The organism is Pseudomonas sp. ME-P-057, assembly GCF_030208975.1.
Classification (GTDB): Bacteria; Pseudomonadota; Gammaproteobacteria; order Pseudomonadales; family Pseudomonadaceae; genus Aquipseudomonas; species Aquipseudomonas lutea.
Genome location: NZ_JARVSX010000016.1, coordinates 36,400 through 52,421, shown reverse-complemented (window position 1 = coordinate 52,421; position 16,022 = coordinate 36,400). Strand labels below are relative to the sequence as shown.

At 57.9% G+C, this 16,022-nt stretch carries 10 protein-coding genes; 6 read left to right on the top strand and 4 right to left on the bottom strand.

Translation table 11 applies throughout. The features are described 5' to 3' along the window. Positions 1-8 precede the first annotated feature (8 nt). Positions 9-704, bottom strand: a complete 696-nt coding sequence (lapG, locus tag QRN48_RS08635) for a cysteine protease LapG (RefSeq protein WP_502944587.1) — start codon at positions 702-704, stop codon at positions 9-11. A 169-nt stretch (positions 705-873) separates the two neighbouring features. Here lapG and QRN48_RS08630 point away from each other — a divergent pair, with 169 nt between their 5' ends. Further along, positions 874-2,034: a glycosyltransferase family 4 protein gene (locus QRN48_RS08630; protein ID WP_285350058.1), complete on the top strand. Its 1,161-nt coding sequence runs from the start codon at positions 874-876 to the stop codon at positions 2,032-2,034. Between the two features lie 11 nt (positions 2,035-2,045). Here QRN48_RS08630 and QRN48_RS08625 read toward each other — a convergent pair whose 3' ends face one another. Genes QRN48_RS08625 through QRN48_RS08615 form a run of 3 tightly spaced genes read right to left on the bottom strand, consistent with a single transcriptional unit; the run spans position 2,046 to position 6,581 of the window. Continuing rightward, positions 2,046-3,437 (bottom strand): TolC family outer membrane protein, encoded by a 1,392-nt coding sequence (locus tag QRN48_RS08625; RefSeq protein ID WP_191946017.1) that lies wholly within the window; start codon positions 3,435-3,437, stop codon positions 2,046-2,048. Next, the gene (locus QRN48_RS08620) at positions 3,434-4,759 is read right to left on the bottom strand and encodes an HlyD family type I secretion periplasmic adaptor subunit (RefSeq protein ID WP_191946018.1); all 1,326 of its coding nucleotides are present in this window, start codon (positions 4,757-4,759) and stop codon (positions 3,434-3,436) included. The genes QRN48_RS08625 and QRN48_RS08620 overlap by 4 nt, the downstream gene beginning before the upstream one ends. 13 nt (positions 4,760-4,772) lie before the next feature. Further along, positions 4,773-6,581, bottom strand: a complete 1,809-nt coding sequence (locus QRN48_RS08615; RefSeq protein ID WP_191946019.1) for a type I secretion system permease/ATPase — start codon at positions 6,579-6,581, stop codon at positions 4,773-4,775. A 956-nt stretch (positions 6,582-7,537) separates the two neighbouring features. On the opposite strand from QRN48_RS08615, the gene QRN48_RS08610 reads away from it, so the two are divergent. The 5 genes from QRN48_RS08610 to QRN48_RS08590 all read left to right on the top strand — a co-directional run bounded on the left by QRN48_RS08610 (position 7,538) and on the right by QRN48_RS08590 (position 16,018). Then, complete coding sequence (locus tag QRN48_RS08610; protein WP_285350108.1) at positions 7,538-8,359, top strand: hypothetical protein; 822 nt, start codon at positions 7,538-7,540, stop codon at positions 8,357-8,359. 19 nt (positions 8,360-8,378) lie between these two features. After that, positions 8,379-9,797: a DUF4214 domain-containing protein gene (locus QRN48_RS08605; RefSeq protein WP_191946020.1), complete on the top strand. Its 1,419-nt coding sequence runs from the start codon at positions 8,379-8,381 to the stop codon at positions 9,795-9,797. A 146-nt stretch (positions 9,798-9,943) separates the two neighbouring features. Beyond that, on the top strand, positions 9,944-12,412 hold the full coding sequence (locus QRN48_RS08600) for a glycosyltransferase family 2 protein (protein WP_285350107.1): 2,469 nt from the start codon (positions 9,944-9,946) through the stop codon (positions 12,410-12,412). Then, the gene (locus tag QRN48_RS08595; protein WP_285350055.1) at positions 12,412-14,832 is read left to right on the top strand and encodes a glycosyltransferase family 2 protein; all 2,421 of its coding nucleotides are present in this window, start codon (positions 12,412-12,414) and stop codon (positions 14,830-14,832) included. The genes QRN48_RS08600 and QRN48_RS08595 overlap by 1 nt, the downstream gene beginning before the upstream one ends. 142 nt (positions 14,833-14,974) lie before the next feature. Next, positions 14,975-16,018, top strand: coding sequence for an HAD family hydrolase (locus QRN48_RS08590; protein ID WP_285350053.1), 1,044 nt, complete (start codon positions 14,975-14,977; stop codon positions 16,016-16,018). Positions 16,019-16,022: the final 4 nt, after the last annotated feature.

Below are 16,022 nucleotides of genomic sequence, written 5' to 3'. Positions count from 1 at the left end.
CAGTACTCCTAATTCTCGGGCTCGGCGGGGAAGCCTTCGGCGGTCATTTTTTTCAGCACGTCCTGCCATCGGGACAGACGCTTGGTGTCGCTCACTTTCTTGTTGCCCTGCGCGCCGGGCAACCAAAGCCCTTCTGCGTTGAAGGCATACACCGGCAACAGGTCCGTGCGTACGCTGGCGGGTTTGATGTCATCGATCAGGCTGTCGAGCACCAACGGCATCGCGTTGGGGGTCGAGTAATAGGTCAGCACCATGTGCGCGCGATTCAGGCGCAGCGCCTTGACGTAGGTGATCAGCAGCTTCTCGCTCGGCACCCCCAGACGGCGAAGGCTGAAATACTTGGCGATCGCGTAATCCTCACAATCCCCCGCGCCCTTGATCAGCGACTCGACCGGCGTGGCCCAATAATCGACCTCATGCCACAGGTCGATGTCCTCGGCGTAACGCATCTGCTTGTTGAAGAACAGGTTCACGACCTTGAGCTTGTCCAGCTCGCTGACCTGCTTCTCGGTCGCCAGCAGGTTCTGCCAGGCATCGATGCGCTGACGCCCTGCCCCCAACGGCCCATATAACGCTTCGGCACGCCGGCTGATCAGGGAAAAATCCCAATCCGCGTGCAAATAGCTCACACACGCCGTGCACGTCAGTGCAAGCGCCAGCAGCAGCCATATTCCAGGGCGCTTTTGAGCCGGGCGTGTCGCCAATTTGTCTAGTCCATCAGGCAATGGATAACGGAAAGCGATGGTGAGGGGTTGGGTCGGGAAACGCAATGGCGCGATGAGATCACGCACGGAAGGAAATGCCCGAAAAGCCCACTCATGATAGGCTCGCGGCCTTTCATTTCATGACTGCCGGGTGGGTTTGGAAACGCGTATGGATATTGGTTTTAGCTGCACCGTGTGGGCTGGATGTGAACGTGCCGGGCATCTGGATGGCATTGGCGTCTACACGCGGTCCCTGTGGCAGGCGATGGAAGCGCTCAAGCCGAGCGAAGAACCCGACATCACTATCAAGCCATACGCGTTCGGTCGCCATTTGCCCAAACTCGCCTGCGGCGTACCCAAGACACTTTCAACCGACTTCCGCATTCAGGTGCTGTCCAGCGGCGTTCTCAAACTGCCGCTGCCCAACTCCGCCGCCATTGCCCGCGACGTCAACATTGTCCACGCCACCGATCATCAGATCCCGAGGATCAAGGGCGTGCCTGTGGTTGCCACGGTCATGGACGCCATTCCGTTGATTCACCCGGAGTGGATCAGGCAAAACCTCAAGACCCTCAAAGGTTGGCTCTTCGCGAGAAGCGTTCATAGCGCTGATCACCTGATCACCATCTCCGAACACAGCAAACAGGACCTGGTCACGCACATGGGGATTGCCCCCGAAAAGATCAGCGTGACGCCGCTGGGCGTAGACCCGATTTACTTCGAGCGCATTCCTCAGCAGACCCGCGACGCAATACTGGAAAAGCATCGTCTGAAACCCGGCTTCTTCCTTTTCATTGGCACCCTGCAACCTCGCAAGAATCTGCCCAAGGTGCTGGAGGCGTTCAACCTGTTGCCCGAGGCGGTACGCAAGCAACACCCACTGATCGTTGTGGGTCGCGACGGCTGGGCCAACGAAGAGCTTATTCCGCAGCTCAAGGCACTGGAAGAACGCGGCGAAGGGCGTTGGCTGAGTTACCTGCCGCAGTCCGACGTCTTCGCACTGCTGCAAAGCGCCGGCGCGCTGGTCTTCGCTTCTTTATATGAAGGCTTTGGCCTGCCGGTTATCGAAGCATTCGCTGCCAAGTGCCCGGTCATCGCCTCCAACACAACCTCGCTGCCTGAAGTCACCGGCAATGCCGCCTGGGCGGTCGACCCGCTGGACCCCGCAAGCATTTCGCGGGCCATGCTCGACGTATTGAGCAACGACGCGCTCCGAGCAGAACGCATCGAGTTGGGCCTCGAGCGCGCGCTTCGCTTCACATGGGAGGAATGCGCCCGGCAAACGCTGGCGGTGTACCGCAAGGTGCTGGCGGCACACTCGCAAGCGTGATCGGCTTCCGGCTACTTCGGCGCTGCGTTGTTCAGGTCTTTTAGCGCTTCGGAGTCGTCGCCACCGAGCCACACGTTGACGCTGGCAACGCTTTCCTGCGAGAGCTTGCCCGCCCAACGATTGAGGATGAACAAGTTGGTGATGAAGTCGTACTGCGATTTCAACAGCTCGCCTCGCGCCTTGAATTCGTTCTGCACCGCCGTCAGCACATCAACCGCGTTGACCACACCGTAGGCAAAGGCCTTTTGCGCGGCGATGCTCGATTGCTTGGCGGAGGACAGCGCGTTCTGCCCGGCGCGGATCTTGTCCACGGCCGATTGAGCGGTGAGATAAGCGTTGGTGGTTTCCTTCACCACCTGCCTGCGCACACCTTCCAGGTCCTGCTCGGCGGCGTATTGCTCGTCATACAGCCCGCTGACCCGCGCCGACGTTGAGCCGCCGCTGTAGATCGGCACTTTCAGGCCGATGGTCGCAACGTAGCTGTCACTGCGCGGCGTCAGGGTGTTGTCGTAACCGACGTCACTCTGCGAAGCGCCGAGGTTGAAACTCAGCGATGGATAATGCCCGCCCTTGCCTTCGCGTATGGCGGCATCGGCCGCCGCCAGGTTGCTTTCGTAGGCCTTGAGCCGAGGGTTGCTATCGAGGGCCTGAGCGATCCAGGCATCGAGCGCCAGCGTCGGTGCTTCAAGGGCAATGTCGTTGCGGATGCGGCTCAAGCGATCGTTGATCGGGCGGCCAACAATCTCGGACAGACCTTCCCGCGACAGCCGAACTTGATTGCGCGCCTCGATTTCCTGCGCAATCAACAGGTCGACCCGCGCCTTGAGGTCCAGCATGTCGGTGATCTTGGCCATCTGCTTGGCGTAGAGCGCATTGATGCGGTCAAGACTGCCCTGGGTGGCACGCCGCTCGGCGACCACCAGCTCCAGTGCGTCGTCAGCGGCCAGCGCGGCGAAGTAACGCTTGGCCAAGTCCACCGTCGCTTCGGCTTGGGCGTCCTCGGACTGCGAGGCTTTCTGCAACGTCACGCTCTTGGCCTTCTGGTAGCGCTCCCACGCTTCCTTGTTGTAGATGAACTGGCTCAGGTTCAGCCCATAGCTTTTGTTGTCGTAGATTTCACGCGTCTGTTCGTCTTTGCGCAAGATCCTGTTGAAGTTGCTGTTCGCAGATACCTGCGGCAGCAACCCGCCGAACGCTTCACGCTCCTGCTGCCTGGCAGACCGGGCGTGCGCGTAAGCCGAGAGAATGCGCGGGTCTTCGAGCCGTGACTCTTTGTAAAGCGTCATCAGGTCGAGCGAATAGGTTGAAGCACTGACCTGTTGCGGGGCAGCGGGCTGTACCGCTTGAGCATTGAGGGCGAACACACCAAGAAGCAGAACGGGAAGAAAACGCACCACTGTCATTCCTCGATCATCGACTTGGCGAACATGTTGCGCGCAGGCTTGAGCAGGTATTCCAGCATCGTGCGTTCGCCGGCATTGATCAGCACTTCGGCGGGCATCCCCGGTTGCAACTTGCGATCACCCAAACGCTTCAAGCCTTCGTCCGTCACTTTCACTCTTACCAGGTAATAGCCGTCACCCGTCTTTTCGTCCGTCAGGCGGTCAGCGGATATACGCGTGACCTCCCCTTGAATGACAGGAGTTGTCGCGCTGTTGAAGGCGCTGAAGCGGATGTCCGTCAATTTACCCAAAGTGATTCGGTCGATGTCATTGGTGGAGACGTGCGCCTCGACCACCAAGTCAGAAGACTCCGGCACGATGTCCAGCAAAGGCGTACCCGCGCTGACCACCCCGCCGATGGTGTGGACCTTCATGTCCAGCACCATGCCGTCTTCGGGCGCGCGGATGACGATGCGTGACAGCCTGTCCTTGAGCGCGCTGGCTTTCTCCTGCAAATCGAACACTTGGGCTTGTACGTCGCTCAAGTCCTTGGCGACGTCGGAGCTGAATTTCTGGTTGGTCTGAACGATCTGCATCTCGGTTTCATTGATCTGCAGACGGGTCTTTGTGATGGTCGACTGGTGGTCAGCGACTTCTGACTTGAGCATGTCCAGCTTGCGCTCCTGTTCGAGCAGGCGCTGGTTGTCGACGAACCCCTGGCGCAGCAGATCCTTCAGTTCGGTAATCTCGCGGGTGTAGGACTTTTCCAGATTGACCTTAGTACCGATCATGTCGTTGAGGCCAATGATCTGCTGCTTCAACTGACCGATACGCTCTTTCTGCACCGAGATCTCGCCCAGCCGCGCGTCGTGTCGTGACCTGAAGACTTGAGCTTCGCCATTGATCGCCTCCCGGGCGCGCTCGCTTTCCACACCGTCTATTTTCAGCGCGGGGATGGCAGGCAAATCGTCGCGCTCGGCACGCAGGCGAGCTTCTTTGGCGCGTGCGGTGATGAGCTGGTTGCGGGTGGACTCATATTCGGAACTGAGTTGGCCGTCATCGAGCACGATCAATGGATCGCCCTTGTGCACCGTATCCCCGTCACGGGCCAGCAGCTCTTTGACGATGCCGCCTTCCAGATGCTGAACGGTCTTGCGGTAGCTCTGCACGGTGACGATGCCGTTCCCGTAAACGGCGTTGCCCAATGGAGCGAATGCTGCCCATGTGCCAAACAGGCCAAAGGTCACCAGAACAATCGTCATCCCGACCCGCCGGATTCCCCGGTCGGACGTCGGCATATCGGCAGTATTTTCTTCAAGCACAGACATAGCGTTACTGGTCATTCACGAATTCCTTTCAAGCGCTTGGCTGTTCTTCACCGGAGGGCGCCGGTGCAGGTGCAGGTGCAGCCGGAGTAGCCGGCCCCGGCGCCGCTGCTGCGACGCGAGGCTGAGTCTGACCTTGCGCCTGGGCTTGAGTCTTGGCCTGTTGCTGAGCCAGTTCAGCGATAACCTGGTCACGCGAGCCATACATCGAGAGCGTACCTGCGTTCAACACCATGACGCGGTCCAGACGGGACAGGATGTTCGGACGGTGGGAAATAATGAACACCGTTGCGCCCGTTTCCTTGATTTTTTGCAGCGCCACGCCCAATGCACGTTCGCCGACCTCATCAAGGTTGGAGTTCGGCTCGTCGAGGACAATCAGACGAGGGCTGCCATACACCGCACGCGCCAGACCTATCCGCTGACGCTGGCCACCTGAGAGGTTGACCCCGTCGCTACCGATCACCGTGTCGTAGCCGTCAACCAACTGCAGGATCATTTCATGGACGCCCGCGACGCGCGCCGCCAAAACGACCTTCTCCGGATCAACCTTGCCAAACCGGGCGATATTGTCGCTGATACTGCCTTCGAACAGCTCAATGTCCTGAGGCAAATAGCCCAGATGCGGCCCAAGTTCCTGCTTGTCCCAGGAGCTGATGTCCGCGCCGTCAAGGCGCACGGTGCCATGCTGCGGAGGCCAAATGCCGAGCAGCGCCCGGGCCAGGGTCGACTTGCCCGCGGCGCTCGGACCAACGATTCCGACGATGCTGCCCGCTGGTGCCACGAAGCTGATGTTGCGGATGACTGCCGCCTTCGCGCCGGGTGGGGCCACGACGAGATTTTCAACTTGCACATGCCCTTCCGGATCCGGCAACGACATTCGTTTCGGCTCGGAATGAAGCTTTTCAAGCGTTTCGTTCAGACGCTGATATTGCATGCGCGCAGCGACGAAGCCCTTCCAGCTGCCGATCATCTGATCGATAGGAGACAGCGCGCGGCCCAGTAGCAAGGAACCCGCCATCATCAGCCCTGGGTTGATCTCATGCGTGATGGTCAGATAGGCACCAGCCGCCAACATCATCGATTGAGACCAGTTGCGGAACGTTTTGGAAATTGAGCTGATGATGCCGCTCTTGTCGCTGGCACTGGACTGCAAAACGAGGACACGACGCTGCCGGACCGCCCAACGCCCCATCAGCGTATCGAGCATGCCCATGGACTCGATCACTTCAGCGTTGCGCAAGCTTTTGGTGGTGTGAAGGTTTGCAGTGAGGCTCTGCTTGTTCGCTTCGGCCAGCGCGTTACTGGTATAGCGGTGAGTCAGGTAGGCGAGGAAAATCAATACCACCGCCGCACCGACGGTCATCCAGCCAAACCAGGGGTGGAAGAGAAACATGACAGCGGTGTACACAGGCAGCCAAGGTGCATCGAACAGAGCGAACAACCCATTGCCTGTCAGGAACTGCCTTAGCGACGTCAGATCGTTGAGTGACTGGGCCGAAGCGTCCATCCCGCCACTGGAAAGCGCCTTTTTGAAACTGGCTCTGTAGACGTCACGGCTGAGCAATACATCCAGGCGATTACTGATCCGCACCATGATCCTCGATCGGACCCACTCAAGCGAACCGAGCGTGGCCATGAGTATGGTCAGGATAAGGGTCAACATGATCAACGTGGAGGTGCTGCTGCTTGGCACCACGCGACCGGAGACCTGGATCATGTAAAAAGTAGGGACCAGCATCAACGTGTTGACGAAGAAGCTGAAAAAACCGACTGAGAGGAAGCTGCCTTTACAAGCCCTCAAGGCAGCCTGGAGATTGTTTTCGTGTGAGCGACTCATGGAATCCATTACTGATGAGATGGGGCTGCGAAAGCGCCAGAGTGTACCATCGGCATCGAGCACGGACAGCATTAAAGGGCCATCAAAAAGACGGCCGCTCGGCAGATTTCATGAAACTTTTTTTAAAAAACCACCTGCGCTGTTTGATGCGCACTCAGAGTGCGGGTTCACATGCCTGCAACTTTCGCTAACTCACCATCCAGCTGCTTATAATTTCAAGATATGTCGATATGCAACTTTCGATGTCAGAAACTTCGCATCCAACAGCTCTAACGTGAATATTTACCGCTTCGTTAACGCCGATAATGCAGCCTCGGAATGGAGCCCCGCCCTATCCATTTGAAGGCATGCAAGACCTTTAAAAACCCCGCCTTGGCCCTTGGCGGGTCCGGACATCCGGCGTCAGGGTTGACCCGCCCAAGCTGCTTTGCGCAATGGCAAAAAGCGCCACCCCGCAGACGCATGCCAACTGCATTTCCCACACTCCAACACAAAGCGAACCGCTCTAGCACGGGCTAAAGGCGGCTGTTCCGATTCAGAATCGGCAGGGCGGGAGTTTTCTTTAGCGCCATTCGACAGACGGTATTGCGCTCACCACATGTCAAGTCATAGAGATGTGTTAACGGCGTGAGACACCTTGTCGAGTCGTCTTCTTTTAGTCTGACCAACGGTCCCCACAAATTGGTGAATCCATATCACTATGCCTCCCAGAGTGTTCTTACCTCTTCTGAGGAAATTTCCTACCAATGAATTGACATTTTCGTCGGATCAATTAGTCTCAGCCTTCGGCAAACGCCACCAGTACGCCACTAAGTTCTAAGGCTTCTGGACTGAGTTGATTGGATTACGACTCTCAACTGCTGTCAGCTCGGGATAAGAAGGAAACTTATTGAGTGCAGTCGCAAACATTAGATGGCTTGAAAATTACCTCCCGCGTCACTCTGCTTGAGCCCGGGATGTATATCTTTCGTTACGCCTCACAGCCCATCGCAGAGCGCAGCGTCTGCATTGCCTTGCAGCAGGCGCCTCTGGGCAAGGGCGTGATCGACTTCTTTCCGGCTGAAGGCGTCTCCAAAAACATGCTCACCAAACTCGGCGACTGCATTATCGGTCGCGTGAAAGGTGGCGTGTCTACCGTTCTGATCACCGAATATTATCTGGCTGACGTCGAAATCGACCCGGTCGATCTGCGTATTGATCGCATCGACACGTCAGCGGCAATCATGCGCAATTTCATGCCTGCCACTCGCCCGCCTGAAGCAGTGGCTTTCTCCGCAACGACGCCCGTTCGCGCCAATTTGAATCTCACCGGCCATGTCGAAGCCCTCGGCGACGTCTCTATTGCAAATGACTGTCTGGGTGATGAACACGGCGTGGCTCGCCTTGAGGGTTTTTCCATTCATTGGGAAAACAAGCCGAGCGGTGTGGACCTCGCTTACACCAGCACTATCGCTGGCGCAGGCCCGAGTCAAAAAGTGCTCACGCCTGGCTTCACGGGTGCCCGCAATAAAGGCGCCGCGCTGGTTGCTGTGGGATTCGGCCTGACCGGCCCGGATCGATCTCTTTATGAGTTGACAGGCTACGTGGTGTTCGCTGGCGCAGCGCCGCAACCCATCGTTGCCGAGCAAATGCTTTTTGGACCCAGCGGCAGTGAGCCGCTGGTTGCGATACAGCTTTCAATTACTCCCAAAAACGAGATCAACGCTCTCCGCCATAAGTCTCTTAGGGAAAAACCTGCGATTACGCAGACAGATAGCAACATAGGCCAACTGGCCTGAAACATCAGGAATATGACTCATGGCACTGCAATATGATGCTCCTACTACCGGCGCTGATTTCAAAACCGCTATCGTTGGCAACCCAGACATCTCGGCCTCTACAGCTGCTGCTATCAGCTCGCTGCTGGGCCTGGACGCTGCCGGTTCTTCCGTAGTCCTGGCTGGCTGGGATGGCGTTGGCGCTGTCACTGCTCCAGCGGGTCAGGCTGTTGACGTACTGGCAATCAAAACCACTGGCGCTGCCGGCACTACCACCAACCTGGTTCTGCCAGAAGGTGCTGCCGATGCAAAAGTCATCATCATCGACAGCGAAAGCAACGTCAGCCTGACCGTGACCGAGCAAGCTCCTGCTGCTCAAGCAGCGCTGTTCGCTGTTGACCCAACTGTCGCGACCGAGCTGGTCATCGACGGCGGTAACGGTAGCGACAAACTGACCTACGTTGGCACCGCTAACGTCACTCTGGATGGCGGCACTGGTGATGACGTTCTGATCACTGGCAGCGGCAGCGACGTCGTCACTGGCGGCGCGGGCAACGACCACATCGAAACCGGTGCTGGCAACGACATCATCAACACTGGCGAAGGCAACGACGTCATCCTGGCTGGCGCAGGCCGTGACGTGATCAACGTCGCTGGCGCAAGCACCGATTACACCGTTGACGTCACTGGCAGCTTCCTGAACCTGACCGGTACTAACAACATCACCATCCAGGGCGGCGAATTCGTCACCTTCACCGATAACCACACGCTGGCAATCGTTGAAACCGACGCTGAAGCAGCTGCTCTGCGCCTGTTCGATGGCCTGTTGGGCCGTGACGCTGACAACAGCGGTGCCGAGTTCTACGGCAACGCCGCTCAAAGCGGTGCTTCGCTGTCCAGCATCGCTGATGCGTTCCTGTCGTCTGCCGAATATAAAGGCGCTGTTGCCAGCGACTTTATCTCCGAGGCCTTCAACAACCTGTTGGGTCGTGCTGCGGAAGATACCGCTGTCACCTACTGGCAGGACCAACTGGCTGCCGGCAAGTCTGAAGCAGACGTTGCTGCGCTGATCAGTACTTCGGCAGAAGCACAGGCAAAGGGTCAGACAAACGCTGACTTCATCAGTGCACTGTACGAAACCGCGCTGGGTCGCACCGCTGATTCTACCGACAGCAGCTACTGGGTCGGCGCTCTGATCGGCGGCAACAGCCGTGCGGACGTCGTATCTTCGATCTTCGGGTCGACAGAAGCGGCGCACCACGCCAACGCTGAGTTCGTAGACTCGCTGTACGAGAACGCACTGGGTCGTGCACCAGGCGACGTTGACACTGGCAAAGCCTTGTGGGTAGCTGCGCTGGATCAAGGTACCGCTCAAGCTGACGTCGCTATCGGCGTCGTCGGTTCGCCAGAAGGCGTTGAGCACAACACCAACGTAGTAGTGGTACACGGCGCGGTCTAAACACTCGCACCGTTGCAACCTTGAAGACCCTCAGCCGCAAGGCTGGGGGTACTCGAAAAAAGGGGCACCTTTGGGCGCCCCTCTTTATTTCTATGCGAACCCCCATGGCCCAATCAGCACACACCGACCTTGAGCGTGGAACGCTCATGGAGCAATTTCATCATGCACGCCATTTGGGCGAGCATGAACGCGCCATGTTTTTTATCGATCAAGCGCTACAAACCCCCGAATACCGTCCCGAGGCCCTTATCTGGCGAGGCATCGAGGCGCTGCAACAGCAGCGCCTTCATCACGCCTTTCTGTTTTTTGGCTCTGCGGCTCAGGCCACCCCTGGACGTGCCGATGTCCGGGCCCTTATCGGACGCAGCGTTCTCGCGCTTCAACAACCAGAACTCGCCACTCGTCTTTTGGCCTGTGCCTGGCAGCAGATGCCGACAGAACCGTCGTTGCGAATCATGCTGTGGCACGCTCGTAGCCAAAGCCTGCCGCCTGCAAAACTGCGGAAATTGATCTTCACTCACTTGCCCGAGATAGATGACGCTGCCGAACTGGCGCTGGTCCTCAAGCTGTTGGCCGCTCAGACAGACGCGCCGGCCGAAATTGGCGTTGCTCGCTTCGATCCGCAAACCCGGGAAATAACCGGGTGGGCGGTGAATGTGAAGGCCCCTGCGTCGGTCGTTACCATCGAGATCGAGTCGGACACGCAACGCTTCGCAAGCGCGGCTGACCTGCCCCATCCGCTGCTTTCCAAAGCGGGGATCTGTGAAACGCACGGAGGGCTGCGTGTTTTGATCGCCGAGCCCGCGCAAACGCTGCACGTGAGGTTCAACGACAGCACTGCCCTCATCGGAAGCCCGTTTTCAAACCTTCCAGCGTTCAACCCACCTTCGCCAAAAGGCCAAACCTCAGCCCGTCAGGAGCCGGTCGACATCCTTGTCCCGGTGTACGACGGCTATGAAGAAACCCTGGAATGCATCAACAGCGTGTTGCGTAACCGAAGCCAGAATCGGACTGCGCATCGCGTCATCGTGCTCGACGATGCGACCCCGAATGCGGAGCTGCGCAACGCCTTGCGGGCACTGGCCGCCGACGGCCAGATCGAGCACATCCAGCACGCAACGAATCTGGGGTTCATTCGCAACGTCAATCGTGGAATGGCACTGCACACCGAGCGCGACGTGGTGTGGCTCAACGCCGACACCCGCGTGCACGGTAACTGGCTTGATCGCCTGCGCGCGGTGGCTTACCGCGACAAGGACATCGCCTCGGTCACGCCCTTCACCAACAACGGTGAGCTGATGAGCTTTCCGGTCAGCCGCGTCAGCCATACCATGCCCACGGCTCAAGAACAGGCCGAGCTCGACCAATTGGCACTGAATGTCGATGCTGCCGCCATGGAGATCGAGACAGGGTGCGGGTTTTGTCTTTATCTAAAGCGTGACGCGATCAACGAGGTGGGTTACCTCGACGAAGTGCACCTGCTACGCGGCTACGGGGAAGAAACCGACTGGTGCCTGCGCGCGCGCTCACTGGGATGGCGCCATATGGGGGCACCCAATGTGTTCGTGGCGCACCAGGGAGGCATTTCTTTTGGTGAGGAAAAAACGCTTCGGGTCGCGCACAACAACGCCATCCTCAGACGTCGCTACCCGAACGCATCCGACCGCTACCAGGCATTTTGCCTGCGAGACCCGATCAAATCGGCACGCCAGGCCTTGCAGCGTGCACGCCTAAGCCAGCTGTCGGCGCACTTGGCGACAACCACTGTTAAAAAAGTACCGGGCCCGAAAAGCCTGCATATTCAAGGTCCGGACGTCGATGCTCCCCTGCGCCTGATGTGGCGTCATCACGGCGCCTGCACACTGGCAACCCTGCACGCAAAGTGGGCCCCACTGGGACTGACCCTCGAATACCAGCTCCCAAAAGAGGCAGACCAGCTGGCTACGGACCTCAGCGTGCTAGGGTTGGAAGAAGTCGTGTACGGCCAGTTGACCGGCTGCCCTTCAGAAATTCTCAAGCTCGCGTCGCGACTGAACACGCCTTATCGCATTCTCTGCAGCGATGACGAGCTATTGGTACGGAGCGGCGAGCCGGAATGGGCAGAGTTCGCCCGCCACGCGAAGAGCATCAGCCTACCCTGGCAGGCGCTATTGAAGCGATATGCTGCGGCCTTGCCGTCGGCCCGGCTTGTGATCGGCAAAAAAACCCGGGCAACACCCGCGAGAAGGCGACCACCACAAACGCTGCTGATCGCTGATGACCTCCGCGACGGCGATGTGGCCGATCGATGGATCGACCTTGCCCGACACATGACCCGGAAGAATATTCCCGTAGTGCTGCTCGTCAATGGCGACAGTCCCTGGCTGAAAAGCCTGACCGCCACTGGCGCGGTTCATGCACTGCCAGAGGTGCAAGGGCTGGAAACCACCGACTGTCTGTCCCTGGCGGGTTGCGATGCAGCGTTAAGCCTCGATCCCGAGCCAGGCGCAGGCTGGCAAGCGCCGCATCTCGCATCTACGCTGGGGCTGCCGCTGTACGCCATCACCAGCGCCGTCGCCAAAGAAGCCGGCGCGTTGCCGATGAACCACCTTCCCTTTTCACTGAGCCGGGCGTGATGTCAGAAGAAGTGCTAACAAAACCGATTGCCACCCGCCAAGCCAGTCAGTCGCCTTCACTGTGCGGTGCCATTACCGGCCTCTATGGGGATGTTCTGCAAGGCTGGGCGCTGGACAATGCACAGCAGGAGCAGCGTCTGGTCGTCGAAATAATGATCGATGGTGCCTGCGTCGCACTGACCCGCGCAGATCAGTTTCAACCAAACGCCGAGGTTGGTGACCAGTTTCATGGGTTTGCGGTGCAGCTGCGCCAGAGTTGGCTGGACGGGGCGAAACACATCAGCGCTCGCGTTGCGAATCAGGACTTTGGCCTCGCCGGCGATCTCCAACTGCCAGCACGCCCGAGTAAAGACCCCGCCCCCGTGGCCTCGCGAGTCTGGCACAGCGGCGGGCTGCGTCTGAGCGGATGGTCCTGGGACCCTGACGCACCGTTACGCCATGTAGAAGTGGTCGTGCGCGAGGGTGACCGCGTTTTGGCCCGGGCGCCTTGCGACATTCATCATCATGCCCTCGCTGAGCGGCCGACCAGCGACCACGGTTTTAGTATCGACCTTCCATGGGAACTCGCGGACGGTGAAGTCCACACCCTGCACATTGAAAATGACTTGGGCGATCCGCTTTCAGGCAGCCCCATTAAAATGTGCTGCTGGCCCGAAGGCATTGAAGGGTTGCTCCGTCAGCACGACAACCACGGCCCGGACGAGCAGACCATGGCCCTGCTCACCCAGATCGCAAGGGAGCAAGCGCTTCATTTGCCTAAGAGCGCCGGCTTTCACCACTACGCGCAGTGGTTTGAGGTGTTTCAACACACCCCTCCGCGAAATACGCTACCCCTGAAGAGCAGGATCGGCGTCCTCTTGATCAGCGAAGGTGACATGACGCTTGAAGGCTTGAGCCTGGCAAGTCTGCGCGGCCACCGTGCTACGCCACTAAAAGTGGCGAGGGCTTCGGTTGACAACCTGTTGCCGGAGATCAAAGAACTGCTGGAAGCAGGCTGCGATTGCATTGTCCCCATCAGGGCGGGCGATCACTTCGCGGCTCGCGCGCTGGACCATTTAATCGGCCTGATCGGCGAAGGTGTCGCGTGGGGATACGCCGACTGTGATCGCGACGGACCGCAGGGTGAACGCACCCTCCCCTGGCTCAAACCGGTCTGGGACGTAGATCTGTTCATAGGCGCTGACATTTTTACGCCCGGCGCCGTGTTCGGCGCCGACATTGTGCAGGCTGCACTCTCGGTACTGGCACCGGCCAACGAGCTGCATACGCTGAACTGGGATTTCCTCATCGCGGGCATCGTGCTCGCCACCGAGCGCCTTCAAGCCAACGTGGCGCACCTGCCGCAAGTCGTCTACCACCGGCACCACCAGTGCGCGGCAAGCCCCGAACTGGCCTGGCCCTCGATGGACCGCCATCAGGCAATCGCCTGGCTGTGCCAGAGCATGGCACCGGGCACAACGGTCAGCGCGCTGCCAAACTACCCGGCATTGCTGCGCGCCCGCTGGCCGCTGCCGCTGACACTTCCGCGGGTGAGTCTCATCGTGCCAACGCGCGACCAGGTGAGGCTGTTGCGAACGTGCATTGAAGGCTTGCTGAACAATACCGATTACCCGCATCTGGAAATCATCGTCGTCGACAACCAGTCCAGCGATCCCGAAGCGCTTGAATACCTGCGCTACCTGCCAACCCAAGGCGTGAAAGTGCTCTCGCACCCGTTTCCGTTCAACTACTCGGCGATCAACAACCGCGCAGTTGAACACGCCAGTGGAGAAATCATTGGCCTGGTGAACAACGACATTGAAATCATCGAAGCTGGCTGGCTGAAGGAAATGCTCAGCCAGCTGCTACGGGAAAATGTCGGAGCCGTCGGTGCCAAGCTGTTGTGGCCCAATCGCATGGTGCAGCACGGCGGCGTTGTCGTGGGGATCAATGGGCTGGCTGCGCATGCTGGCAATAATCTAGAAGAAAACGACCCAGGCTACCTGGCGACCAATCAGCTAACCCGCCGCCAGAGCGCTGTAACCGCGGCTTGCCTGTTGGTACGCAAGGCAGTGTATGAAGAACTGGGTGGGCTGGACGAGAAGGCGTTTCCCGTAGCCTTCAATGACGTCGATTTCTGCCTGCGGATTCAGACGTCAGGGCTTAACCTGGTCTGGACGGCCTTTGCGAAGTTGATCCATGCAGAATCTGCGAGCAGGGGGAAGGATGTGAGCCCTGAGAAACGGGCGCGGGCTCATCGCGAGCAGCAGGGTTTTATAGAAAAATGGTCGCTGTATGGATTTATTGACACTTATTATCACCCTGCGCTGAGCCATGACTATCTGAGTGGGCCCTATGGAGGACTAGCGTTACCAATGCGGCACCGGACCACCGCGCGTTACCCTCGTTGGGCCAGACTTTTTAAAATTGCAGATGCATGAGCTAAAAAGACCATGGCTTTGGCTGTGCTAGTGCTGGCGGGTTAGTTCGCGTCTGTTACGAATATTATTTACAACGACCTCGGTCGGGCAAAATAAGCCCTATCGTTAACCTAGCAATTTTTGCAGAGACAATACGAAGAAAATGAGAAGCTCCTACCAAGCGCTGTTTGAATTTGGCTACAGTTTTCTGTCTCCAATGCTGAACCATTACGTTCGGGAGCTCGTCCGCAGAGAGAAAGGTCACAAGGCTGTCTGCCTGGCACGTGAAGGATGGCTTTTGTTTAAAATGCTCAACCATCTGTCTCAATGCGGTCTGATTACGCTGGAGCACGATCCCGTTTACCTCAAAGTATCTAGGACCGTGTTATTGCGAAGCCAGTTGGGTGAGGAATTGGGATGGGAGTTGGGGCTTGAGAACAAGTTCGAAGGCACGGTACTGGATCTGCTTATAAAGCGATACGGGCTCAAGCTGTATGAAGCTTTCAATGCGGTACCGGCAGAGGTTTTAGGATTTCCCGTATCACTCCCTAGAGATACTGACGCTTTAAAACAATGGCTGACCCCACACGCTTCCAAACTAAAAGAAGTTGTAGCTTCCACTCGCCATGCTTTAGCCGCTTACTTGAAGAAACTGGATCTAAGCGGGGGGCCCTGCCCTATGATGCTCGACTTGGGATATGCTGGTACCATTCAAAAAATTCTCACCCAATTATTAGACCGGGACACCGCCGGTTTATATTTCATCGCGACGGACTCTACAGATAAAAATATTGGAAAAAATACCGCATCGATGGCGGGCGTCTTTAAGGAAAACGTAAAATGGCAAGACGGCTACATTCTACTAGAGAGATCCCTCTTGCTTGAGAGCTTGATGACCGCGCCCCACGGCAGCGTGATAGATCTTAGAATTCGAACAGATGGCGACATAGATTTCTTTTATGGAAGATCCGCAGCGCCACAACGATTCTATCAGGACCTTGAAGCCGTATTGGATGGCGCTATACAGGGTGTGGAAGAGGGGTTCAGGCTCAATGTCGAATATACAGTGGCGGAGATCGAGTTGCTTTACACAGCATTTGCTACCCCTCCAAGCGCAATCCCCCTGGCGGTAAGACATTTATTTAGTATCGATGACGACTTTGCAGGTGGCGGCGAAATAACCCCAATGGAAATCTTTGGGCTGTAACTAC